Genomic DNA, 23,346 nt, shown 5'->3' with positions numbered 1-23,346 from the left:
CTAAACTTCTTTTATCCTAACGTGCCAGGCTGAAAAATATCAGCAGATAGATCCAGAGCCCGTCTACAAAATGCCAGTACGTGGATGCCACTTCGATGGGCACCGTACTGTATGTCCTGACCCGTGTGCGGAAGGCCCTTACAAAAAGCACCATCAGCACTACCACTCCGCCCAGTACGTGTAAAATGTGCGTGCCTACGATCACGTATATGAAACTCGCGGACACCGTTTTGTTCAAAGGCAGGCCGTGCGCCTTCATATCGCTGAAACCTATTACCTGGCAAACCGCAAATGCAATGCCGAGCAGTGCGGTAACGGAGATCAGCTGTTTGTAGGCGCTCATATTCCTGGCCTTGAACTGGCGCTGGGCCAGGTAAATGGTCAGGCTGCTGAGCAAGATCACCACGGTGGACACATAAAACACCGGCGGCAGCTCAAAGCTGAACCAGTTTGCCTGTGCCCTTTTCACTACATATGCGCTTGTGAAGCCCACGAACATCATGGTGATGCTCGCCATGGCGATCCACATGGAATACTTGTGCGGGTGTATTTTGTTCTTTTGAGCGTTCATTGTCATCATTTCCTCACAGTTTAACTTTATCAAACAACAGTGCCAGCAAGATCACCGCCAGGTAGATGTACGATCCGAACATCAGTTTCCGGGCGGAAGGCACATCACATTTCCTGTACAACTCTATAGCCCTCCAAAGGTAAAACCCTCCTATCAGTATGGCCACTACCGCCGAAACGGCGCCGGTCATGCCCAGCAGGTAAGGCGCTACGCCGGCAGGTATCAGCAGCATGGTGTACATGGCTGCCTGCAGCGCGATCATTTTACCCGGGCCGCGGTCCGTGGGCATCAGCTTGAAGCCCGCTTTCGTATAGTCCGTATGCGCTACCCAGGCTATGGCCCAGAAGTGCGGGAACTGCCAGAGGAACTGTATGGCGAACAACGCCCAGCCTCCTTCAGAAAGAGTACCTGCACCGGCTGCCCAGCCGATCAGCAGCGGTAATGCTCCGGGGATAGCCCCGATCAGCACAGCCAGTGAGTTCCATTTTTTCCAGGGTGTATAGACAAAACCATACAGCAACAGGGAAAAAAGGCTCAATCCCGCGCTCAGCCAGTTAAAACCATAACCGAACACCTGGACCGTACCGGCACCCGTTGCTACGGGAAAACCGAAACCGAGGATCGTTATACCGGCTATTCCAGCTACCAACGCCACGATACTTGCTTCCGAAACGGATAACCTTCCTGCGGGAATGGGCCTTACAGCCGTACGCGCCATGAGTTTGTCCGTATCCTTTTCCAGTATCTGGTTAATAGTATTGGCAGAACCGGATACCAGTATGCCGCCGGCAAATAATAAAAGAACTTTTATCAGGTCAAATTCCACGCCCGGCACCAGTAAGTAGGCAACCACGCAGGAGAAAACTACCATGAATGTGAGCGTAAACTTCATCATCATGAAGTAATCCTTCACCCTGCTTGCAATGGCGTATGATAAAGACAACTTTATGGAATTTTCTTGCAACATGTTATTTCTTCACGATTCTGTTCCACAACTTCTATACAAGCGGGTTTCACCCCGCATGGCAGCATTAGTGCTGGCTTTCGTCAGGCGATACAGGCACAGTCTGGGGAATGAAATCTTTCCCGTCCTTGCTGTAATCGTAAGCCCAGCGGTGAACTTCAGGGATCTCACCAGGCCAGTTACCGTGCCCGGGGTTGATCGGTGTAGTCCATTCAAGGGTGGTGGCATCCCACGGGTTAGGCGTGGTCAGCTTGCGGCCTTTGAAAATGCTATAGAAGAAGTTGAATACAAATAATAATTGTGTAGCGAATACGATGATCACCACGAAACTGATGAACTGGTTAAGCCCGCCGAACATATTGAAGGAAGCCCAGTTGCTGTAATCGAAGTAACGACGCGGCATACCGGCCATACCTTCGTAGTGCATCGGCCAGAAGATCAGGTAAGCGCCCACCAGGGTGATCCAGAAGTGGATGAAACCGAGCGTCTGGTTCATGAAACGGCCGTACATTTTCGGGAACCAGTGGTAGATACCGGCGAACATACCGAAGAATGCGGACACGCCCATTACGATATGGAAGTGCGCGATTACGAAATAAGTATCGTGCAGGTGAATGTCGATTGCAGAGTTACCCAGCCAGATACCAGTCAGACCACCGGAGATGAATGTGCTCACGAAACCGATGGAGAACAGGGAAGCGGGGGTGAAACGGATATTACCGCGCCAGATCGTCGTGATCCAGTTGAACACCTTGATAGCGGAGGGAACCGCGATCAATAATGTCAGTAATACGAAGAATGCGCCAAGGAACGGGTTCAGACCCGTCACGAACATGTGGTGCGCCCATACAAGGAACGCCAGGAGCGTGATCGCAAAGATAGAACCCACCATTGCGAGGTAACCGAAGATCGGCTTGCGGGAACTTACCGCCAGGATCTCAGATACCATACCCATCGCGGGGAGGATAATGATGTACACCTCAGGGTGACCCAGGAACCAGAACAAGTGCTGGTAGAGGATCGCGGAACCGCCTTCGTTAGGCAGTACTTTGCCCTGTACGAACAGTTCGCTGAGGTAGAAGCTGGTGCCGCCATGACGGTCGAACAGCAGGAGTACGAAACCGCTCAGCAGTACGGGGAAAGACAGTACACCGAGCACAGCGGTGAAGAAGAACGCCCAGATAGTGAGCGGCATCTTGGTCATGCTCATGCCTTTCGTACGCATGTTGAGGATGGTGGAAATATAGTTCAGGGAACCGAGGAGGGAAGACACAACGAATATCGCCATGCTCACCAGCCAGAGGTCCATACCTATTTTAGAACCGATAGAAGCGTCGCCCAGTGCGCTCAGGGGAGGGTAACTCGTCCAGCCGCCAGAAGCAGGTCCTGTCTGCACGAACAGGGAGCTCATCATGACAACGCTGGCCAGGAAGAAGAACCAGTAGCTCAGCATGTTCATGAAGGGAGAAGCCATATCCCTTGCACCTACCTGTAAGGGGATCAGCAGGTTGGAGAAGGTACCGCTCAGGCCGGCGGTCAATACAAAAAACACGAGGATGGTACCATGCATGGTAACCAATGCATAATATGCTTCAGCAGTGATCCTGCCGCCTTCAGCCCAGTGACCGAGGATGCTTTCCAGCCAGGGGAAAGTAGCATCCGGATAACCCAGTTGCAAACGGAACAATACAGAGAAGAATGCACCAATGATGGCCCAGATGATACCGGTAATGAGGAATTGCTTTGCAATCATCTTATGGTCCATGCTGAACACATACTTCGATATGAAGGTCTCATGGTGATGATCGTGACCATCGTGGCCATTACCATGCCCATGCTCCACGTGTCCGTGATGCGCTAAATCCTGATTGTGCAATGTTGCTTCGTTACTCATAATAAGTTCTGTTTATGATCAGCCGTTAAACGGGGCAGGTTCTCGGGCTTTTTCTTAAATTTTTTACGCTCCTAAAATCTCTGTCAGCTTAGTGATTAGTGCTTTGCAGCCGTTTCAGCCATCGCTACTTTTTTACCTGTAGTATCTGCAGGCGCAGCGGCGGTTTTAGTTGAATCCGCAGCAGGTGCAGGCGTTCCGGCGGGTGCGGGATGTGCCTGTGCATACTGTGTGGGCTGAGCGGCTATCCATTTGTCATATTCTTCCTGTGTTTCCACGATGATATTCGCTTTCATGGAGTAGTGGCCGCTGCCGCACATCTGGTCGCAGGACAGTTCATATACGAAATCCGGGTTGCCGGTACGTTTCCTCATTTCCGCGGTGGTGAACTTCGGCGTGAACCACAGGGTGGTCGGGATACCCGGTACTGCGTCCATTTTCAGGCGGAAGTGAGACAAACCTACGTCATGCACCACGTCGCGGCTGCCGATGATCAGTTTCACGTTTTTACCTACCACAATGTGCAGATCGGGAGAGATCACATCATCCGTGTTCAGGTTATCGGTCCAATCCTGGCCAACAGGATTGTCTTCATTATTGATATTTTTAAAGTTCTTGCGGCCCAGCTGACCGTCTTTACCGGGGTAACGAACGATCCAGTTAAACTGTTTGCCCGTTACTTCCACGATCATCGCATCTTTCGGTGCTTCGGAGGTGATGCGGAGCCAGTGGCGGATACCGAATGCTACCAGTACGGTGAGTACGATAGCGGGGATCACGGTCCAGATCACTTCGAGTTTATTGTTGTGCGGGAAATAAAAGGCCGTTTTGCCTTCTTTTTCCTGGTATTTGAATGCGAACCAGAACAACAGGGCCTGGGTGGCTACAAATACGATCATGGTGATAATGAAGGTAACCCTGATCAGCTGATCGATTCCATCGCCCTGAACGGAGGCGGATTCGCCAAGCATTCTGCCTTCCAGCAGGTCATGGCACCACCATACGCCGATCAATCCCAATACCAGGAATACGATCATCAGGAAACCGTTGATACGGTTGGATTGCTCCCGCGATTTCTTTTCACCTTTCAGAATGGACACATATTCGCTGGCCTTCGCGATCTGGAAGATCACGACGAATATGAGAACAACTACAAAAACTGCTAAATATCCTGACATTGCTAATGAATAATAATTAAGTTATCTAATGCTAAACGTTGTTTCTTGCCCTTACCACGCATCAGGTGTGGTGGATAATGCTTTCTTTCAGGTACGGATGATTCTTCGGCGTCAGCGGTGCTTTTGCCAGCTGGTTTGCCGTCAGGTAAATGATCAGGCCTACAAAACCCAGACCGATACCCAGTTCAAACCAGGGGAAGTTCAGGTGTTTTACGGTGCCCGGCATTACCATCTGGAAGAAATCCAGCCAGTGGCCGAAGATGATCAGTCCCGCCATGAATGCAACGAGTGTATAGTTACGCTTGGAAGAGCGTTTCATCAATATTAACAGCGGTGCGATGAAGTTGATGACCAGGTTCAGGAAGAACACCGGACGGAACACACCCCAAACGCGCGGCTGGAAGTAAACAGTTTCTTCGGGCATGTTCGCATACCAGATCAGCATGTACTGGCTGAACCAGAGGTAAGTCCAGAAGATGCTGAACGCGAACATGAATTTGCCGAGGTCATGCAGGTGCTCATCATTCACCATCGGCAGATATCCTTTGCTTTTCAGGTAGATGACGAACAGTGCGATGAGGGACAGGCCGGATACCCAGGTGCTGGCGAAGGTGTACCAGCTGTACATGGTGCTGAACCAATGCGCGTCGATGCTCATCAGCCAGAGCCAGGGGGTGGTGGAGCCCATGCTCAGCGCGTATACAACAATAAAGCCGGCGCACCAAACGGTACCTTTCCAGATCAGGCTTTTACGGCCTTCAGCGTCCAGCTGCATTTTGTCCTCAGCGAGGGACATTTTGCGGAGCTTTACGGTCAGCAGGCTCCAGAGGCCTATCGTGATCACGGAGGCGATGGATACGAAGCCGGCGTTCAGGAAAGGTGATTTGAATTCCAGGATGCGGTCGCCATGCGGGTGCAGCCAATGGTAGATGTGCCCTTTGTTCCCGAAGATCAGGAAACCCAGCACTACCAGCATGATTGCGCCCAGTACAGGCACTGTCATGGAGATGGCTTCAGGCACCCTGCGGAAGGCGATCTGCCAGCCGCCGTGCGCCAGTGTGGTAACACCGATAAAAAAGGTGCTGGCCAGTACTACCATCAGGAAGAAGGAACTGTTTTGCAGTATCCCCGCCCAAAACCGGGTAGAACCGTGCTCTCCCTGGAATGCAAATAATCCGATCAATAAAGTCAGCAAGCCTATACCCAAAAGCACGAAGCTGGTCGTTTTTAATCTTGCTGGTACTACAAATTGGTCCTTCATTACTGTTGTATATTAAAATACTAAGTTCGAAATGCGTTTAAAACAAATTAGTGCGCTGCTGCTACTGCCGGTGCAGGAGTGGCTGCGGTGGTGGCTGCTGAATCAGCAGCGGGAGCGGCCGGGGCAGCTTCGGGAGCTTTACCGCCGTTCTGCATGGTCTTGATATATCCAACTACTTTCCAGCGCTGTTCAATATCCAGCTGGCTGGCGTAGCTGCCCATTACGTTGTAACCGTAAGTGATCACATGGAAAATGCGGCCTTCGGTATAACCCAGCACCTTACCGGTGAGCATGCTTGCCGGGGCAGCGGGGTACGGGCCGTCTCCGCCTTTGTACAGCGGTCCGTTTCCGTCCAGTTTCTGGCCGTGGCATACACCACAATAAATATCGTAATAACGTTTACCGTCTTTCAGACCGGCTTCATCCAACACAAGGGGATTCTTCACCAGGTTAGCCTGCGCAGTATCTTCCGCCTTCAGGTGATAAGGCAGCATAGCGCCTCTTTTCACCGTACCATCCACGGGCTTCAGGCTCGCCAGGCGGGGATTGTAAAACTCGTATGCACGGGATTCGTACATATCAGGTACATAGATTTTACCGGGCTTTCTGTGGTGCGCTCCCTTGTTCCCGCAGGAGGCCAGGAAGGCTCCGCCAGCTAAGGCAGCTACAATCAGTATGTTGGAAGTCCTTTTCATCCGTAGTTGTTTATCTCGTTTTTTTTGACTTCTAGAAGTCTCGATGGATCTCCTTCGTCGATCTGTCTTTTCAGTTGTCGGATGGAACCTCGCTTCGCTCGGTTTCATCTCCTTAAAAATTCTGACTGTTTCTTCTAAAATTTAATTACGCATTTACCGGAGCAGCAGGCCTGGAAAACAGTTTGTCTTCCTTGTCAAAGCGGCCGATCCACCATCCGGCTTCTACCGTCTGTTCGTTGATCTCTTTCGCACCAACGCTGTCCAGGAATGCTTTCACATCCGCAGCAGGCGTTTTTTCGGTCAGCTCGATCGCCATTACAAACAGGTCGTCCGTCTGGCGCGGGTGGAAGATGTGTTTCTTCACGAAAGGCGCCATCTGGCAGAGATACATAAAGGTCATTACCATGCCCACGGCTGAGAACAGTACGGTCAGCTCGAAGGTGATGGGAATGAATGCCGGCAAGGGGAAATGCGGTTTACCACCGATGTTCATCGGCCAATCTGTTGTAAATACCCAGCTCATAAAAGACAGCGCGGTAGTGGTACCGGTAATGCCGTATATGAACCCTGCGGTGTGCAGGCTGGTCTCTCTCAGGCCCAGCGCATGGTCAAGCCCGTGCACGGGGAAAGGCGTGTATACGTCGTGTATCTTGTAGCCGGCAGCGCGTACTTTCTTTACCGCCGGAAACAATACCGCCTCATCGTCAAAACTGCCTACAACAAATTTTTTAACAGCCATATGGATTATTATTCTGTAATTCTGTTAATCTGATTCAATTCTTAGTGGTGCGCCTGGTCGTGCGCGAATTTTTCTGCATCCTGTTCTTCGTACACGTCCATTTTCTCCTTAAAGTTCTGTCCGGATGTTTTCAGGATAGACTTGATCTCCGCTACGGCAATAACCGGGAAGTATTTGGCGAACAGGAAATAACAGGTGAAGAAGAGGCCGAAAGTACCGAGGTAAAAACCAACCTCAGGCCAGGAGGGGCGGTAGTAGCTCCAGCTGGAAGGCAGGTAATCGCGGTACAGTGAGGTACAGATGATCACGAAACGTTCGAACCACATACCGATGTTCACGATGATGGACATAATGAACGTTACCATGATGTTCCTTCTCATTTTACGGAACCAGAATACCTGCGGGCTGATTACGTTGCAGGTCATCATGATCCAGTAGCTCCAGCCCAGGGGACCCGCGGCGCGGAACTTGTAGAAGGTGTCGAATTCATATTGAACGCCGGAGTACCATGCCATGAAAAGCTCCGTGAGGTATGCAACGCCCACGATGGAACCGGTGAGTACAATTACTTTGTTCATCGCCTCAACGTGGCCGAGGGTGATGTAATCTTCCAGGCCCAGGATCTTACGGGTGATGATCAGCAGGGTTTGCACCATGGCGAAACCGGAGAAGATCGCACCTGCTACGAAGTACGGGGGGAAGATGGTGGTGTGCCAGCCGGGAATTACGGAAGTGGCAAAGTCGAAGGATACAATGGTGTGTACGGAAAGTACGAGGGGGGTGGAAAGGCCCGCCAGCACCAGTGATAATGATTCGTGGCGTTGCCAGTGTTTGGTGGAACCGGTCCAGCCGAAAGAGGCAACTCCATAAAGATATTTGCGGAGTTTGGTTTTAGCCCTGTCGCGAACGGTAGCGAAGTCAGGCAGCAGGCCTGAGTACCAGAACAGCAGGGAAACCGTGAAATAAGTAGAGATCGCGAACACGTCCCAGAGCAGCGGGGAGTTGAAGTTCACCCACAGCGGGCCACGGGTGTTAGGGTAAGGCATTACAAAGAAGGCCATCCATACACGGCCCATGTGCCAGATCGGGAACTGGCCCGCGCACATTACCGCAAAGATGGTCATCGCCTCAGCCGCGCGGTTCACCCCTGTACGCCATCCCTGGCGGAACAGCAGGAGGATGGCGGAGATCAGCGTACCGGCGTGACCGATACCTACCCACCATACGAAGTTGGTGATGTCCCAGCCCCAGCCGATAGTCTTGTTCAGGTTCCACACCCCGGTACCCCAGTATACTTCCCAGGTTACGGAGAAAACGCCGAACAGCAGCAGCAGGACAGAGATAAATAAACCAATGTACCACAGCTTTCCGGGCTTGGCCTCAATGGGACTGATGATATCTTCAGTTACCTGGTGATAATCCTTAACCCCGTCTATTAAAGGTTCTCTCAGTGTGGATTCGTACTTCAAATGCATAGTATTCTGAGCTTTGCTCATCCCGGGATCGCTCCCGGGACTACGTTTATTCAAAACTTAAAACTGATTCTTTACTTGTTCTAATTTCTAGTGATGAGCTTCCTCTTTTTTGTGCTCCGCGCCGTGTGCGGCTGCTACCGGGGCTGCATCCTTGTTACGGATCTTAGCCAGGTAATTGATGGAAGGCAGCACGTGCGTTTCTTCCAGCACATAATAGAGACGATCTTGTTGCTCTTCGTTACGAACCTTGTAAATGCGGCTTTCTTTATCGTTGATGTTGCCGAACACGATCGCATCGGTAGCGCAAGCCTGCTGGCAGGCGGTACGCGCTTCGCCGTCTTTCATCGGGCGGCCTGCTTTTTTCGCGGTCAGTTTTGCATCCTGTAAACGCTGTACGCAGAAAGAACATTTCTCCATTGTACCGCGGCTGCGCACTACCACGTCAGGGTTCAGCACCATGCGGGTGAGCGCATCGTTCATATCGGCGGTGTCCAGCAGGTTGCCTTCAAAGCTGTCCGCACCGTTCCAGTCTCTCCAGTTGAAGCGACGAACTTTATACGGGCAGTTGTTTGCGCAATAGCGGGTACCGATACAACGGTTATAAGCCATCTGGTTAATACCTTCGGAAGAGTGGTTGGTAGCAGCTACCGGGCAAACGTTCTCACAGGGAGCATTGTCGCAGTGCTGGCACAGCATCGGCTGGAATACAACCTCGGGGTTGTTCTCGTCGCCGCTGAAGTAACGGTCAATGCGCAGCCAGTGCATCTCGTGCGCTTTGATCACCTGTTCTTTACCTACTACGGATACGTTGTTTTCAGCTGTACAAGCCACCACGCAGGCGCCGCAACCAAAACAGGTGTTCAGGTCGATGCTCATGCCCCATTTGATGCCGGGGTATTCAAACTTGGTACCGCCGGTGTACAGGGTGGCGTCGTTACGGAAGTCAGCACCATACTGAGCCAGGTGCTCACGGTCGTGGTTCACCTCTTTCGGGTTCTTGATGAACTCTTCCAGGGTGGTTTCTTTCACGATCGGGCGGCCTTCGTAGCTGTTATGCGTCTGGGTCAGGCCGATCTCGTATGTAGAGCCGGTGGCTTCCACCTTGGCTTCTGGTGCAAAGTAATCGAAAGTGGTGCCGTTGAAGGATACGAAGGGATAGGCGTTTTTACCTACTTCGCCGGCAGCTTTACCGATATATTGTTTTTTACCGCGGCCGTAACCTACTGCGATGGCGATAGTCTCGGGGTGGATACCGGGTACGATCAGCAGGGGCAGTTCAACGGTTTTGCCTTTTGCGGTGATCTTCAGTACCTGTTTCTCGGCGTTGATCTCGTAATCGTCGCCCAGTTCGGTTTTGAAGGTTTTAGCTACTTTATTGGATACACAGGCGTAGTTGTCCCATGTAGAACGGGTGATCGGGTCGGGCATTTCCTGCAGCCAGGGGTTGTTCGCCTCTTTACCGTTACCGATCGCTACTTTTTCGTACAGTGCCAGTTCAAAACCGCTTGTTTTCGGAGCGGCGATCCTGGCGGAAGCGGAAGCAACGTCGCCGGTGAAAGAAGCGCCAGCCAGAGCCGCGCCAGCCGCCGGTTCAATTACACCGTCCTGCAGGGTTTTATCCCATGCTTCCTGTGAGCCCAGCTTCGCGATCCATTCGTTCTTCAGGTAATCTTCCCATGCAGTGGCGTTGCCGCTCCAGGTAAGGAGTGAAGACTGGAAAGCGCGGGTTTTGAACAGCGGTGCGATAGTGGGTTGCACGAACGCGAAATAACCGGTGCGGCCTTCCGCATCACCCCAGCTTTCGAGGTAGTGATGGTCAGGCACGATGTATTTGCAAAGCTCGGTGGTTTCGTCGTAGCGGTCGTTGAAGGACACTGCCACGCCTACTTTTTTGATACCTGCTTTAAATTTCTCTGCGTCAAAATAATCGTAAGCGGGGTTTACGCCGTAAACGAGGAGCGCACCTACGCTGCCTGCGTTCATGTCATTCACCAGCTGTACCATATCGGCGTCAATGCCCTGGCGGTAGTTCGCGGTCACTGCCCAGTCGATGGTAGCACCGTTTGCACCTGCGAGGTTATTGATGGCGTTTACGAGGGTCTGAACATTTTGGTCGTTGCTGCCGGACACCACCAGTGTTTTACCGGGGTTTGCCTGGATGGCTTTCGCCGCTTTGGCGATACCTTCTTTCAGGCGTGCGTCCGCGATAACGGGAGCGGAAACGCCGCCGCCCAGCGCTGCCAGCAAAGCCTGTGCTACTACGCCGGCTTCGGAGGGGCGGTGGGTGAACCTTTCGTCAGCATTCGCGCCGGTGAGGCTCATCATGCTTTCGAAATGGAAATGTTTGCTCATTTCCGGATTCTTCGCGTTGATCTTACGGGTGGCACCGTACTGGCGGGAGTATTCGGAAGGGTTCAGCCAGGTACCGAGGAAATCGGCGCCGAGGCTTACAATTACTTTCGCGTTCTCGAAATGATAGGTCGGCAGGGCTCTTTTACCGTAAGATGCTTCGTTCGCAAGCAGCATACCGGAGTAAGACACCGCGTCGTATGTAACATGACGGCTTCCGGGGTATTTCGCCAGGAATTCGCCGATCAGTTTTTTAGTGGTAGGGCTGAGAAGAGTAGAAGAAAGCAGTACAACCGGTTTACCGGCGATGGCGGCGGCTACCTGTTTGTCGAGCTCCGCAAAGGTCAGTTCCTTGATGCGCTCTTCCAGTTTTGTTTTATCAGGACCATTATTGATACCGGGATAACGGAGACGGGCCACGTCATACAGCGCCAGTACGGAACCCTGCACGCGTGCAGTGGTGGATCCGCCGGTGATGGATGACATTTCGTTACCTTCTACTTTGATGGGGCGGCCCTCACGGGTCTTTACCACCAGGGGTACGTACTCACCGTCTACAGTATAGGCAGAAGCATAATAGTTGGGAACGCCGGGCGTAATGTCCTGCGGTTTGTTCACGTAAGGGATAGCCTTCTTTACAGGGATATCACAGCTGGCGGCGATGGTAGCGGCCGCGGTGGTGAACCCCAGGTATTTCAGGAAATCCCGGCGGGGGGTGGTTGCTCCCAGAAAGCTGTCACTCTCTTCAAACGGCAGGTCTTCCCTGAATTCGTTCTTCACTACTTCCTGATGCGCAGTTGTATTGTGCAACTCCTCCAAGCCTTTCCAATACTTTTTTTGCTCCATGTGATTATATCGAGTTACGATTTGAAAAATTAATCTCTTCCTTATTAGATCTTATAGCTATTAATAGTGGCATTTCTGACATTCAGTACCACCCACCATTTCTACAGTTACACTGTCCACTTTTCCACTCTTCATATCGTTGTGTAATTTTTCGAAGATGCTGTAGTAGTTATTGCTGGCAAACTGTACCTGGGTAGTCCTGTGACAGTTCACACACCAACCCATGCTCAGGTCCGCGAACTGCTTCACTTCATCCATATTCTGGATTTCGCCGTGGCAGGTCTGGCATTGTACTTTACCGGCATTTACGTGCTGGGAGTGGTTGAAGTAAACGTGATCGGGCAGGCTGTGGATCTTGGTCCATTCGATCGGGGTGGCGGGTTTGGTGTAACGCTGTGCGTCCTTATCCCAGCCGATGTGATCGTACAATTTCTGGATCTCAGCGGTACCGTTCACTTTTTTACCTTCCGCGGTGAACAGGTCCGGCCCGGTGTATTCCGTAATGGCCTTGTGACAGTTCATACAAACGTTTTCGGAAGGGATCATGGCATGTTTGCTCTTCTCAGCGGAAGAGTGGCAGTACAGACAGTTGATCTGGTTGATGCCCGCATGCACTTTGTGGGAGTAGAAGATGGGTTGCTCCGGCATGTAGTCCTGCTGGCGGCCCAGGCCGATGGCGCCCTGGATGGTGAAGTACCCGCCTACTACGAAGAGGAGAACGATGCAGAGTGCGATATAAGCCTTGTTCTTGTAGAAAGGAACCGGCTCCATACGCTCGTGGCCTTCTTTCTCAGCAGCCAGTTTGTTCAGGTTGCTGTTGATCTGCATCAGGATAACGGCAACGATTGCGAGGATCAGGGTGATAATGCCGAAAAGGAGGCTGTTGCCGCCGTCTTCTTTACCATCAGCTCCCGCTGTTGCGCCGTCCGCTGCTTTAGCGCCACCCACAGGTTTTGCGGCTTCAGCGCTGACATAGGCCAGGATATCATCAATATTGGCATCCGTGAGAGCGGGGAAGCTCGTCATCGGCAGCTTGTTATATTGATTAAAGAGGTCGTTGGCGTACTTGTCGCCAGACTTCAGAACTGCCGCGGAGTTGCGGATCCACGAATGGAGCAGCTTCTTGTCAGCCCACCGGTCTTCAACACCCGCAAGGGCAGGACCGGTCAATTTTTTGTGAACATTGTGACAAGAGGCACAATTCTGCTGAAATAGCGCCTTACCTGCACCAGGATCTGCTGCCCGAGCTGCGGAAAAAGAACTAACCAGTCCCGCGCATAGGATAAGAACACTCACAAATTGCTTACGCAAACGAATGGAAACACGACGATACACAGCCTATTTAGTTTAGATTTGACCTAAGGTTTCTTTAAAAGTGCCAGCAAAAATAAGACAGAATGTTGACAATTTACCAACAAAGAAAAAAATTTTATCCTTGCTTTCGATGCACATTTTATCTATAACCCGCAAGACCGGAATCTGCGGAAATGCTTAACTGTAGCTAATTGTAACCATGCGTAACAGGGAGGCCCTTCCAACTCCATTATAAATTCCTGATAAAAATCATATTTCGTTATTGAAGGGATCGGACATAGTTCTATGATACTATTTTTGCATGAGGGAATAACGGCCGGTCAATATCAAGTTCCTGCCTGTTGAATGAAGGCCCTGCTTTGAAAGAAGCTAACAATCCTTAACAAGATAGAATAATAAAGGTTGAGTTCACCTGATTTTAGTCAATTACACCGGATGATTATCATCAACTTGTGCACAAATAGGATAGCCCGTTCCCTAAATTTATGAAAAAAGAGCTGATCCATACACTCTTATCTGCCTATTTTTGCAGCTCATTAAACAGACCAGCTTGAAAAACATCGCCATATTCGCTTCAGGGGCAGGCACCAACGCCCAGAAGATCATTGATCACTTCAGGGGCTCCTCCCTCGCAAAGGTATCGCTGATCGTGTCCAACAAAGCGGAAGCAGGTATATTTAAAATAGCCGCCCGGGAAAAGATCCCCGCCGTGCTTATCGATAAGGAACAGTTCTTCCGGGGCGATACTTATGTAAAGCTGTTGCAGGAAAATAACATCGACCTGGTAGTACTGGCCGGTTTCCTTTGGAAAGTGCCTTCCAATCTCGTACAGGCATTCCCCGAACGGATCATTAATATACATCCCGCCCTCCTGCCCAAATACGGAGGCAAAGGCATGTACGGACACTTTGTACACGAAGCCGTACTGGCCGCCGGCGATGCGGAAAGCGGCATCACCATTCATTTTGTCAATGAAAAATATGATGACGGCGGCGTGATCCTCCAGGAACGTTGTACCATCACACCGGACGATACGCCCGAAACCCTCGCAAAGAAGGTACAGGCACTGGAACACCGCTGGTTCCCCCTGATTGTGGAACGATTATTGTCATAATTGTAAATGGCTGTTGATGGAAAAACTGTCCGCCTTAGCAGCTTCAACCTACCGCTGTATGAAAAGAATACTACCCATTTTTCTCCTGTCTGTACTTACCGGCTTATCTGTTCATGCCCAGCAATCCCAGGAAGCGCCCTTTCGTAAAAGGACCTACCTGAAAGTAAATCCTACCACCATTATTAATGAACTGGATATTTACATCGAGCAGGACCTCTCGGAAAAACTGAGCCTCGAACTGGGCGTTATCGGCATTTATACGGATTACCCGGACTTCGTTTTCTTCAAACGCGTAGACGTTGGCCAGCGAAAACCGGGGATCAGCACGGAACAATTTGTGGAAGGCCGGGGCCTCGGCATAAGGGCCGGCCTGAAATGGTATCTCATCCGCCGGCAGTCCGCTTTCAACGCACAAGGCACTTATTTCCAACCCGTTCTTTTTTATAAAAGGGTCTTTTACCCGGATGAAGACGTGAATTTTGAAAATAGCCTGTATGTGAACAGCGCGGACAAACACGTCTACGGTATCCAGTTCCTCCTCGGCCGCCAGATCAAAAGAGACAAGTTCATCCTTGACCCTTACCTCGGTATCGGCCTCCGCGGGAAACAATATAAATACACCCAGCACTCCATCAACGGCACCTCCATTACCACCGAACAAAATGACCTCTGGAACATCCTCCCGAGCGTACATTTAGGCATAAAAGTGGGCCTTGCGCTTTAATAGCGTTTTTACACAAATAACATAACCAGCTGTTTTTCAACCCATTCTAAGGGGCAGCGCCGCGCGCCCTCCGGATCAACTCCGCATCAAGTCCGCCTCATCTCCGCAAACCCTATATCAATCATATAGTTACGCTATATGCATTTTATAGGTATCCGCCATGGGCGGGCCTTTCACTTTTCACTTTTCTTATTAACAGAAAAGGTGCAACCGCCACTAAAATCATGGCGCCGCACCTTCTGTTGAACCTGGCTTTCAGACTATTGTTTGGTAAACCTCAACCCTAAAAATCCCCTGATCCCCTGGTTCGGGGCAAATACATAGGTCGGGTCGAAGAGGAGGTTGTAGGGGTCCACCGAACCATCCGCGTTGTACCCTGTCCGTTTGTCGAAGGGGTCGTGGGAATGGGCGATGGAATTTTTAGGCGGAAGGAAATTCAGCAGGTTCTTCACCCCTGCGTACAGCTCCCACTCCTTCCCCAGTTTTTTTGTCGCCTGGATGTTCTGGATACTCCATACCGGCGATTTCCCCGGGCGCGGGTCATTAGGTTGCAGCGGCAGCAGCATGGGGCCATATATATTACCGGTATAATCCAGCGTCAGGCCTATACGGTTAAAGGCATACGAAATGGACCAGGTGCCGGAAAAACGTTCGGTCAGCATCTGCCGGGTCTTCACACCGCCTTCTTTTTCATACACATCCATCAAGGTAACCCCCGCTATCACCTTCAGCGGGAAGGCGAACATCACATCGGCGTTGAGGCTGAAGCCTTTTGAAATGGCATTGCCATGAAGGTTGTCATATAATATGGTATCAGGCTTTGAATAATCGGGCATGATGCGGTTGGTGAAATAGGTATAAAAGAGCGTCGCATCGAGGTTCAGGAAAGCGTTGTTCAGCGGGATCTTTTTGGTGTAGTTCAGGTTCGCGTTCCAGCTGCGCTCAGGTTTCAGCTCGGATTGTACCACCACGGTACGGGCGCCGCTCAGCGCCGCATGATCTTCCGTAAACAGGGACACTACCCTGTAACCCGTTCCCGCGTTGAGCCGTAGCACATTACGGTAGTTCGGCGCCCATTTGTAGGCCAGCCTCGGGGTTACGATGTTACCATGCACGGAATTGTAGTCGTACCGCATGCCCAGCAGCAGGTTATGCCCCGTAGCCAGTTTTATTTCATCCTGCACGAACACGCCGGGCAGGAAAGTTTTGTCCGGTTTGTTTTCTTCCTTGCTGGCGGTGGCCACGGTATTGTCGTCATAAAACGTATACCTGAAAGGGAGGCCGGCCAGCAGGTTGTGTTTCCCCACCTGTTTGTCCCAGGTGAGCTGCGCGAAGGCAATGCTCTGCTTGGCCAGGAATGCCATTGCCCCATATACAGAGTTCTGGTCGTGGTAATTAAAAGAGGTCTGGAACATGACATGTTCTTTCATGGGAAGCTGGTACTGGCCCAGCACTTCAATGCGGCTGGTGAAAATACTTTCCCCGTAAACGCTGTCCGTTCCGCGCCACGTTTTGTTCCATTGGGTCTGCCCGCCCCAGCGGTCTTCATAAAAATACCTTGCGGCAATGGTAGCCACCCGGTCATCTTTCCGGTTGAAGTTCCATTTATTGAATACGGACACGCGATGTTGTAAGGTAACGTCCGTAAAGCCGTCCCCGTTATTATCGATCGGGTGTTGGTAATTAAAGTAATTCACACCCAGCAGGGATTGCGCCCTGGTGCCGGCATTAAAGCGCCAGCCAAGGTCCGCGCTGTATTCCTGCCAGCTGGTGGCCATCACGTCCGCGGTGAATTTCGGAGCGGTAGAAGGCGATTTGGTAATGATATTGATGAGGCCCGCCACCGCTTCGGAGCCGTACAGCGTGGATGCCGGGCCTTTCACGATCTCCACCCTGTCCACCAGGCTGTTAGGTATCCCGGAAAGACCGTACACAGTTGAAAGTGCGCTCACGATGGGCATCCCATCTATCAACACCATGGTGTAAGGGCCTTCGAGACCGTTGATGTGAATGTCCCCGGTATTGCAGACGTTACAGTTGAGCTGCGGCCTCACGCCGTTCACGTTCTGCAGGGCGTCGAAGATGCTGGGGGTAGGGTTTTTCTTGAAGAACACGGGAGAATAGACCTCCACCGGCACAGGACTTTCCATTTTAGTCACCGGGCGTAAGGTGCCGCTCACTACCACTTCATTCAGGTTGGATGAAGTTGGCTGCAAAGTGACATTAAAAGTGGTGATACCCGCCGGTTTGACGGTTACCGTCTGCACGGAAGTAACATACCCGACGGCGCTTACCTGCAAAATGCGTTTTCCCGGGGGCACGTTTTTCAGGTCAAATGTGCCGCTTTCGTCTGTAACAATGCCGGTTTTAAGGTCTTTAAACCCTACTGAAGCAAAAGGCACAGGTTGCTCCCCGGTGGTTACGGTCCCTTTTAACCGGCCCTGCGCATCCGCGTCCAGGGCCGGTGTGAGGAACAAACATATAGTCAGGTTTAGTAAAATTCTGGGGATCATGATTGTATTTTATGAGACAAATTTAAAATCTAATTAAATAGCAATCTAAATTTATTTTTAGGCCAGACTAAATTATAGAATAGGGAACGGATCTTCAAAGACCGCTCCGTCCAGCCATTCGTTCACTTCGGCATCATTACAAAGACAGGCGTTGAGTGCGGCTGTAATTACCTGCCGGTCTATATCCTGGCCGATGATCACCAATTCATTGTACCGGTCTGCATACAGCGGGTGCCACCTGTCCCGGATCAGCCGGGCGCTGGTTTGATCCAGCTCCCATTTTTCTTTGGGGATGCTGCACCACCATACCCCGGCGCGGTCCGCCATCAGCGAAGCGCCGGCCTGGCTCCAGTTGATCGCCACATCAGGCCGGCTGGCTATCCAGCAGAGGCCTTTGGAGCGGAGCACCCGCGCGGGCCATTCCTGCTGAATGAAATGCCAGAACCGGGCCGGGTGAAAGGGCGCGCGGCTGCGGTATACAAAGGATGAGATGCCGTATTCTTCCGTTTCAGGGGTGTGTTCTTTTTCCAGTTCGGCTATCCAGCCGGCGCTTTGGGACGTTTTTTCGAAGTCGAACATTTTGGTGTGGAGGATCTCTCCCAGCGGTACATTCCCCTGCTCAGCCTCCAGGATGCGGGCTTCCGCATTCAGTTTACGGAGGATCGTTTTGAGCGTGTTCCGTTCCGCCGCGCTTACGAGATCGCATTTGTTGAGAATGATCACGTTGGCAAATTCCACCTGGTCCGTGAGGAGGTTCACGATGCTTCGCTGATCCGCCCCGTCGCCGGTAAGCCCTTCGTCCTGCAGCAACTGGCGGCTGCTGTAATGCCGCTGGAAGTTGAAGGCGTCCACCACGGTCACCAGCGTATCCAGCGTGCTAAATGCGCCAAGGTCAATGCCGAGGTTTTCGTCTTTGTAGGTAAAGGTTTGTGCGACGGGCAAAGGTTCGGAGATGCCACTGGATTCTATCAGCAGGTAATCGAATCTGCGTTCCTCGGCGAGGCGCTGCACTTCGTGCAGCAGGTCTTCGCGGAGGGTGCAGCAAATACAGCCGTTGCTCATTTCAACGAGTTTTTCCTCCGTGTGATGGAGTACGCCGGTGTTCCTTACCATTTGCGCATCGATGTTCACTTCGCTCATATCGTTTACGATAACGGCTACACGGAGATTTTCACGGTTGTGCAGTACATGTTGGAGAAGAGTGGTTTTCCCCGCGCCGAGGAAACCGCTGAGTACGGTTACCGGCAATTTGGGCGGGAATTTGCGGAACATGGCGGGGGTAAGTTGCAGCGTATTGGGCATAGTCAGGAGCAATCAGGTTTTTAATAATAATGTTGCGTATCAAAGTGTATGAACGGCGGAGAAAAGATGTTTCAGGCGGCGTCTTTCATTTCCGCATCAGCCTCCCGTTTCACGCGGCATCTTTTACACCCCCTTAAGTTCAGCATATGTGCCACGATGATCAGTAAAGCTCCGGTGGTAATGATCGCAGGCTCAAAACCTTCCGGCGCCAGGAAGTGCCCAACCAGCAGCCCCGCAAAACCCAGCGTGAACCACACCAACGGCCAGATGTGCCGGTGATGGCGCGAGTAGCCGCGGAACAGGGCGGTATACCCCACCACAAAAGACACTGCCAGCAGACCGTATTCCAGCCGGTCGTTCTCCAGTATTTCCAGCCCCAGCAAAGGCAAAGCTGTGATCAGCAACGGCAGCAGCGCGCAGTGCACCGCGCAGGCCAGGGACGCACTGATCCCCAGCGCATCCAGGTTCCATTTTGTAAAAAGGTTCATCCGCATGGTCAGAATATATTTTGTGAGGCAACAAATCTAGTATACTTTTGCAACACAGTTGCAATTTATTTTATTTTCTGGAAATTTTATCAATGGGGAAGGCTATCTTAGCCGTCTTTAAAAGAGGGAATGCAACGTAGTTGCTTTTCACGAACCGAGAAGGATATGATATACACCAAAGACCTCGCATATGCCCATCCCAACGGGCGTTTGCTGCAATTCCCGGACCTTGCCTGCGAAGGCGGCAAGGCCCTGTTGATCACCGGCGCTTCGGGCACGGGGAAAACCACGCTTTTGCACCTGCTGGCAGGCCTGCTCCGCCCTGCCTCCGGGGACGTGCGGGTGGGCGGCCTTTCCCTGCCTCAGTTGAAACCCGCCGCCATGGATAACTTCAGGGGGAAAAACATCGGGCTGGTATTCCAGGCTTCGCATTTTATCGCTTCGCTGAGCATAAAGGAAAATCTGTTGCTGCCCTCCACACTGGTAAAGGCGCCCGTTTCGCAGGAACGGTTGCTCCAGCTGGCGGAAAAGCTGCGTATTGCCGGCCTGCTGCATAAAAAACCGGCGCACCTCAGCCAGGGCGAACAGCAGCGCGCCTCCATCGCCCGGGCATTGCTGCAAAATCCGCAGGTGTTGCTGGCGGACGAGCCCACGGCCAGCCTGGACGATCATAACTGCGAAGCCGTTGCACAGCTACTGGGGGAACAGGCGCAGCAGCAAAACGCCGCACTGCTCGTCGTTACGCACGACAACAGGCTGAAACAACTTTTCCGGGACCATATCCAACTGACATGATCATTCGCATTTCATATAAAAACCTTCTTCATAAACCGCTCTACGCCGTGCTTTGCTGGCTGCTGCTGGCATGCAGCACCGCCGTGCTCCTGGTGCTTATTTCGCTGAACCGCCAGTCGCGCGAGCAGCTGGAGAAACAGATAGACGGCATAGACATGGTGCTGGGCGCCAAAGGCAGCCCTTTGCAGCTCATCCTCAGCAGCGTTTACAACCTGGACGCGCCCACCGGCAATATTTCCCTCGCGGAAGCCAGCCGCTTTATGCATCACCCGCTCGTGGAATCGGCCATTCCCCTTTCCCTCGGCGATTCCTATCATGGTTACCGCATCATTGGCACCACGCCTGCCTACCTCGAAAAATACCAGGTAAAACCCGCTTCAGGCAAGGTATTTTCCCGGTCTATGGAAGTAGTGGTGGGCGCCACCGTGGCCAAACGCGCGGGCCTCAGCATCGGGAAGACGTTTGCGGGAACGCATGGCCTGGGAGAAAAAGGACATGTGCACGAGGAACATCTTTACGTGGTAACGGGCATCCTGCCGCCCACCGGTCTTTCGCTGGACCAGCTGATCCTCACCCCGCTCAGCAGCGTGTGGACGATCCATGAAACCGCGAAAAGCCACCGGGACGAGCATGACCATGCCGAAGGGGATGAGCACGATCATGAAAAAGCTGAAGCCGGTGCAATAACTTCACATCATAAAGATCATGAGGATGAAACCCATGATCACGAAACATCCGGTGCTGCGGAACCTGCCGGTGCGCAGGCGCAGGACAAAACAGCCGAACAGGCTGGCCAGCCGGCGAACAGCGGAGCGGGCGCAGGCATGCCTTTTATGGCAATGGCATCCGCTCCGGCAAAGCCGGAGCAGCAGATCACCGCTGTGCTGATCAAATTCAGAAGCCCGCTGGCACAGTTGCAATTGCCGAGAATGATCAACGAAAACACCAATATGCAGGCAGCGGTGCCGGCCATAGAAGTGAACCGCCTGCAATCATTGCTGGGCGCGGGTACGGAGATACTCCGCATCCTTGGCTGGCTTTTGGCGGGGCTGGCGGCCTGCAGTATCTTTGTGATGCTGGTGCAGGGAACGCATGAGCGCCGTTACGAACTGGCACTGATGCGCAGCATGGGCGGCAGCAGGCTGAAACTGCTGGGCCTCGTGCTCACCGAAGCAGCCATGCTGGCTTTAGCAGGTATACTGGGCGGTTTTTTGCTGAGCCGCGCCGCTTTGTTCCTGTTGCAGCAGGAGGTCTTTACACATTATCACCTGAACTTTTCCAATGCCTGGAAAATCACCGCCGCGGATTTTTACACCGCCGGCGCCATTTTCGCCGCCTGTTTGCTGGCTGCGCTTTTCCCGGCTATAAGAGCTTTCAGGCTCAATATTTCTAAAACACTCGCCAATGCTTAAAATAGAAAGAGTATTAGTGGGCCTGATGGCCTTCCTGATGGTATCCTGCTCGAACGTTTCCCAATACTGCAAACATGGCGGCATCACGGCCGGTTACCTCGGCCAGGTGTTAAGGCTCAAACAGCAGGCGGGCGGCAACCTTCCCGTGTCTACCGTGGATGTGCCCGAAACCCGCACCTGGGCGGACACTGCGTCGGTGAACGTTACCTGGAAACAACTCTCGGACGTGATCTTCGACCGTAAGTGGGATGAAAAGATGCAGATGCCCATGCTCTACCCTTCCTTTTCCCGCAACATCAAAGCCATGAACGGGAAAACCATCGTGATCAGCGGGTATGTGATACCGGTGGACGTAAAAGGCGGCATGTACGTGCTTTCCGCGAACCCGAACAGCTCCTGTTTCTTTTGCGGCGGAGCCGGGCCCGAAACCATTATGAACCTGAAATTCAAATCCGGCAAACCCGAATTTGAAACAGATGACTATGTGAAATTCAAAGGCCGGCTAAGACTCAATGAGAAAAACATTTATGAATTATATTATAACCTGGACGATGCCGTACTGATCGGCAAATAGTCTTAACTTTACAGGTCAGATTTTAAGCTGAATGAATATGTCAAAAAAAGCGATCTTCTATATCATCTTTTTTGTAGTGCTGAGTGCGGGATTCATGGTGTTTTCCGGCCTGATGATCAAAGAAGGTACGGGCGAGTTCTTCGGGAAGGAAAAACTGCCGTTGCTGGGTACCCCCGGCCATAAGGTGCAGAGTTTCTCCTTTACCGACCAGGAAGGCAATACGGTCACGCAGGAGCATGTGAAAGGAAAGATCTATGTAGCGGAATATTTTTTCACCACCTGCACAAACATTTGCCCGGTGATGAATAAGAATATGGAAAAGGTGTATGCGGCGTATAAGTCGAACCCGAATTTTATGATCCTTTCCCATACCTCGGACCCGGAATATGATTCCATTCCTGTTTTGAAAGCCTATGCCGAAAAACATGGCGCGGATGCGAAGAACTGGCATTTCCTGACGGGGGACAAACGCCAGCTGTACAAACTGGCCCGCGAAAGTTACCTCGTGGATGATGGTACATTTACCGGTGAAGATGATTTTATACACACTCAATGGTTCGCGCTGGTGGACGGAGACGGACAGATACGCGGACTGTATGAGGGAACAAAGATTAAAGATGTAGACAAGCTGATCGGCGATATCGACCGGCTTGTACATGAATAAAAAGTTTTAACATGCCTTCAAAGAACAAAGAGCTCATTACTGAGTTATTGAAGTCCAGTAAGCTGAGCATTACGGAAACGCGGGTTAAAATACTAGAGCTATTCCTGAAAAGTAACGGCGCGCTTGAACATGCGGATTTTGAGAAATTAAGCGGGAAGTCTTTTGACCGGGTGACCATTTACCGCACCCTTCAAACCTTCCTCGATAAAGGTATCGTGCATAAGATCCCGACCACGGATACTTCCGTGCGGTATGCCATCTGCCGGTCCGAGTGCCGGGAGCATGAGCATCACGATCACCATGTGCATTTCCGCTGCGAGGAATGCGGCAGTACGCAGTGCCTCGAAGAAACGGATATTCCCGTGCTGTCACTGCCGAAAGGATATGACGTGCGCAATGTGGAAGTGGTGGTGAGCGGGGTTTGCAAGGCCTGTCATTAAAAATTTATGCGGCATAAAAACCGCGGGATAAATGATA

The 23,346-nt window shown here is 51.8% G+C and carries 20 protein-coding genes; 7 read left to right on the top strand and 13 right to left on the bottom strand.

Annotated elements, in window-relative coordinates; translation table 11 throughout:
* Positions 1–16: 16 nt before the first annotated feature.
* From EG028_RS13525 to EG028_RS13480, 10 genes are all read right to left on the bottom strand, one after another.
* Positions 17–580, bottom strand: coding sequence for a cytochrome c oxidase subunit 3 (locus EG028_RS13525; RefSeq protein ID WP_120517321.1), 564 nt, complete (start codon positions 578–580; stop codon positions 17–19).
* A gap of 4 nt (positions 581–584) precedes the next feature.
* Positions 585–1,514 (bottom strand): protoheme IX farnesyltransferase, encoded by a 930-nt coding sequence (locus EG028_RS13520; RefSeq protein WP_241559137.1) that lies wholly within the window; start codon positions 1,512–1,514, stop codon positions 585–587.
* An 88-nt stretch (positions 1,515–1,602) separates the two neighbouring features.
* On the bottom strand, positions 1,603–3,429 hold the full coding sequence (locus tag EG028_RS13515) for a cytochrome c oxidase subunit I (protein ID WP_120517323.1): 1,827 nt from the start codon (positions 3,427–3,429) through the stop codon (positions 1,603–1,605).
* Between the two features lie 95 nt (positions 3,430–3,524).
* Entirely contained in the window at positions 3,525–4,604 is a 1,080-nt protein-coding gene (locus tag EG028_RS13510) for a cytochrome c oxidase subunit II (RefSeq protein ID WP_120517324.1), read from the bottom strand.
* A 61-nt stretch (positions 4,605–4,665) separates the two neighbouring features.
* Positions 4,666–5,865 (bottom strand): quinol:cytochrome C oxidoreductase, encoded by a 1,200-nt coding sequence (locus tag EG028_RS13505; RefSeq protein ID WP_120517325.1) that lies wholly within the window; start codon positions 5,863–5,865, stop codon positions 4,666–4,668.
* Positions 5,866–5,912: 47 nt separating this feature from the next.
* Positions 5,913–6,443: a c-type cytochrome gene (locus EG028_RS13500; RefSeq protein WP_162946531.1), complete on the bottom strand. Its 531-nt coding sequence runs from the start codon at positions 6,441–6,443 to the stop codon at positions 5,913–5,915.
* A 262-nt stretch (positions 6,444–6,705) separates the two neighbouring features.
* Positions 6,706–7,299, bottom strand: coding sequence for a DUF3341 domain-containing protein (locus EG028_RS13495; RefSeq protein ID WP_120517327.1), 594 nt, complete (start codon positions 7,297–7,299; stop codon positions 6,706–6,708).
* 41 nt (positions 7,300–7,340) lie between these two features.
* Positions 7,341–8,774 carry an NrfD/PsrC family molybdoenzyme membrane anchor subunit gene (gene nrfD, locus EG028_RS13490; RefSeq protein WP_120517371.1) on the bottom strand — a complete coding sequence of 478 codons (1,434 nt, stop codon included), beginning with the start codon at positions 8,772–8,774 and terminating at the stop codon, positions 7,341–7,343.
* Positions 8,775–8,861: 87 nt separating this feature from the next.
* Positions 8,862–11,969 carry a TAT-variant-translocated molybdopterin oxidoreductase gene (locus tag EG028_RS13485; protein WP_120517328.1) on the bottom strand — a complete coding sequence of 1,036 codons (3,108 nt, stop codon included), beginning with the start codon at positions 11,967–11,969 and terminating at the stop codon, positions 8,862–8,864.
* Between the two features lie 60 nt (positions 11,970–12,029).
* On the bottom strand, positions 12,030–13,265 hold the full coding sequence (locus EG028_RS13480; RefSeq protein ID WP_241559138.1) for a c-type cytochrome: 1,236 nt from the start codon (positions 13,263–13,265) through the stop codon (positions 12,030–12,032).
* Positions 13,266–13,833: 568 nt separating this feature from the next.
* Between EG028_RS13480 and purN the strand changes: the two genes are divergently transcribed.
* Together purN and EG028_RS13470 are read left to right on the top strand one after the other, a co-directional pair.
* Positions 13,834–14,397: a phosphoribosylglycinamide formyltransferase gene (gene purN / locus EG028_RS13475; RefSeq protein ID WP_120517329.1), complete on the top strand. Its 564-nt coding sequence runs from the start codon at positions 13,834–13,836 to the stop codon at positions 14,395–14,397.
* A 58-nt stretch (positions 14,398–14,455) separates the two neighbouring features.
* Positions 14,456–15,121: a hypothetical protein gene (locus EG028_RS13470; protein WP_123864661.1), complete on the top strand. Its 666-nt coding sequence runs from the start codon at positions 14,456–14,458 to the stop codon at positions 15,119–15,121.
* 260 nt (positions 15,122–15,381) lie between these two features.
* Here EG028_RS13470 and EG028_RS13465 read toward each other — a convergent pair whose 3' ends face one another.
* The 3 genes from EG028_RS13465 to EG028_RS13455 all read right to left on the bottom strand — a co-directional run bounded on the left by EG028_RS13465 (position 15,382) and on the right by EG028_RS13455 (position 19,430).
* Positions 15,382–17,634, bottom strand: coding sequence for a TonB-dependent receptor (locus tag EG028_RS13465; protein ID WP_120517331.1), 2,253 nt, complete (start codon positions 17,632–17,634; stop codon positions 15,382–15,384).
* A 72-nt stretch (positions 17,635–17,706) separates the two neighbouring features.
* Positions 17,707–18,948, bottom strand: a complete 1,242-nt coding sequence (locus tag EG028_RS13460) for a GTP-binding protein (RefSeq protein ID WP_241559139.1) — start codon at positions 18,946–18,948, stop codon at positions 17,707–17,709.
* Positions 18,949–19,007: 59 nt separating this feature from the next.
* Positions 19,008–19,430 carry a MerC domain-containing protein gene (locus EG028_RS13455; RefSeq protein WP_120517332.1) on the bottom strand — a complete coding sequence of 141 codons (423 nt, stop codon included), beginning with the start codon at positions 19,428–19,430 and terminating at the stop codon, positions 19,008–19,010.
* A 159-nt stretch (positions 19,431–19,589) separates the two neighbouring features.
* On the opposite strand from EG028_RS13455, the gene EG028_RS13450 reads away from it, so the two are divergent.
* From EG028_RS13450 to EG028_RS13430, 5 genes are read left to right on the top strand one after another with little or no spacing between them, the layout of a single operon-like run.
* The gene (locus EG028_RS13450; protein ID WP_120517333.1) at positions 19,590–20,219 is read left to right on the top strand and encodes an ABC transporter ATP-binding protein; all 630 of its coding nucleotides are present in this window, start codon (positions 19,590–19,592) and stop codon (positions 20,217–20,219) included.
* Positions 20,216–21,631 carry an ABC transporter permease gene (locus EG028_RS13445; RefSeq protein WP_120517334.1) on the top strand — a complete coding sequence of 472 codons (1,416 nt, stop codon included), beginning with the start codon at positions 20,216–20,218 and terminating at the stop codon, positions 21,629–21,631. The genes EG028_RS13450 and EG028_RS13445 overlap by 4 nt, the downstream gene beginning before the upstream one ends.
* A complete protein-coding gene (locus EG028_RS13440) occupies positions 21,624–22,205 on the top strand; it encodes a hypothetical protein (protein ID WP_206614456.1) in 582 nt (193 codons plus the stop codon). Before EG028_RS13445 ends, EG028_RS13440 begins: the two co-directional genes overlap by 8 nt.
* Positions 22,206–22,242: 37 nt before the next feature.
* A complete protein-coding gene (locus tag EG028_RS13435; protein ID WP_120517378.1) occupies positions 22,243–22,869 on the top strand; it encodes an SCO family protein in 627 nt (208 codons plus the stop codon).
* Between the two features lie 11 nt (positions 22,870–22,880).
* Positions 22,881–23,309 carry a Fur family transcriptional regulator gene (locus EG028_RS13430; protein WP_120517335.1) on the top strand — a complete coding sequence of 143 codons (429 nt, stop codon included), beginning with the start codon at positions 22,881–22,883 and terminating at the stop codon, positions 23,307–23,309.
* The last annotated feature ends 37 nt before the right edge of the window (positions 23,310–23,346 follow it).

The sequence above is a fragment of the Chitinophaga barathri genome (assembly GCF_003807585.1).
Classification (GTDB): domain Bacteria; phylum Bacteroidota; class Bacteroidia; order Chitinophagales; family Chitinophagaceae; genus Chitinophaga; species Chitinophaga barathri.
Note: the sequence above shows the minus strand (reverse complement) of the source record. Positions and strands in the feature narration are given on the sequence as shown.

Coding starts and splice junctions, on each gene's coding strand:
- EG028_RS13525 (WP_120517321.1), bottom strand. CDS start 580: ATGATGACAATGAACGCTCAAAAGAACAAAATACACCCGCACAAGTAT.
- EG028_RS13515 (WP_120517323.1), bottom strand. CDS start 3,429: ATGAGTAACGAAGCAACATTGCACAATCAGGATTTAGCGCATCACGGA.
- EG028_RS13510 (WP_120517324.1), bottom strand. CDS start 4,604: ATGTCAGGATATTTAGCAGTTTTTGTAGTTGTTCTCATATTCGTCGTG.
- EG028_RS13505 (WP_120517325.1), bottom strand. CDS start 5,865: ATGAAGGACCAATTTGTAGTACCAGCAAGATTAAAAACGACCAGCTTC.
- EG028_RS13500 (WP_162946531.1), bottom strand. CDS start 6,443: ATGTACGAATCCCGTGCATACGAGTTTTACAATCCCCGCCTGGCGAGC.
- EG028_RS13495 (WP_120517327.1), bottom strand. CDS start 7,299: ATGGCTGTTAAAAAATTTGTTGTAGGCAGTTTTGACGATGAGGCGGTA.
- nrfD (WP_120517371.1), bottom strand. CDS start 8,774: ATGCATTTGAAGTACGAATCCACACTGAGAGAACCTTTAATAGACGGG.
- EG028_RS13485 (WP_120517328.1), bottom strand. CDS start 11,969: ATGGAGCAAAAAAAGTATTGGAAAGGCTTGGAGGAGTTGCACAATACA.
- EG028_RS13470 (WP_123864661.1), top strand. CDS start 14,456: ATGAAAAGAATACTACCCATTTTTCTCCTGTCTGTACTTACCGGCTTA.
- EG028_RS13465 (WP_120517331.1), bottom strand. CDS start 17,634: ATGATCCCCAGAATTTTACTAAACCTGACTATATGTTTGTTCCTCACA.
- EG028_RS13455 (WP_120517332.1), bottom strand. CDS start 19,430: ATGCGGATGAACCTTTTTACAAAATGGAACCTGGATGCGCTGGGGATC.
- EG028_RS13450 (WP_120517333.1), top strand. CDS start 19,590: ATGATATACACCAAAGACCTCGCATATGCCCATCCCAACGGGCGTTTG.
- EG028_RS13445 (WP_120517334.1), top strand. CDS start 20,216: ATGATCATTCGCATTTCATATAAAAACCTTCTTCATAAACCGCTCTAC.
- EG028_RS13440 (WP_206614456.1), top strand. CDS start 21,624: ATGCTTAAAATAGAAAGAGTATTAGTGGGCCTGATGGCCTTCCTGATG.
- EG028_RS13435 (WP_120517378.1), top strand. CDS start 22,243: ATGTCAAAAAAAGCGATCTTCTATATCATCTTTTTTGTAGTGCTGAGT.
- EG028_RS13430 (WP_120517335.1), top strand. CDS start 22,881: ATGCCTTCAAAGAACAAAGAGCTCATTACTGAGTTATTGAAGTCCAGT.